The organism is Mesorhizobium sp. M2E.F.Ca.ET.209.01.1.1, assembly GCF_004010375.2.
In the GTDB taxonomy this organism is placed as follows: domain Bacteria; phylum Pseudomonadota; class Alphaproteobacteria; order Rhizobiales; family Rhizobiaceae; genus Mesorhizobium.
In genome coordinates this window covers 1-308 of the sequence record NZ_SADP02000926.1, presented here as the reverse complement: position 1 = coordinate 308, position 308 = coordinate 1, and the positions used below count along the sequence as shown (strand labels likewise).

Sequence of the window (308 nt, the reverse complement as noted above, 5' to 3'; positions counted from 1 at the left end):
GGAGCCTGCCGCGACCCCGTCGGTGTCTGTCCGACTGGTTCATCCGTCGGTTGAGACGATGTTGTTCCCCACATGTCGTCCGGTTACTGGCGACATCAATTCAGATAAAGCGCCTGGCTTAACAGCCGATAAATTTGTCCAGTATTTGTTTCACGAGTTATTGGATCGCTGCTGCCGGGCGCTAACCCTACGTGATGGCGATATTTAAGCGCATCAGTATCCGCTGAAGTGCCCGGCAATTGCCGCCGCTCAGCGCTTGGCCTTGGATTTGTTGAGAGCCACGGCTTCGCGAACGAGCGCCTTAAGCG

1 protein-coding gene is annotated in these 308 nt (G+C 55.8%); it reads right to left on the bottom strand.

Annotated elements, in window-relative coordinates:
- Positions 1-95: 95 nt before the first annotated feature.
- Positions 96-308 (bottom strand): hypothetical protein (locus EN852_RS41990; RefSeq protein WP_210238326.1); only part of this gene is annotated, 213 nt, incomplete at its 5' end.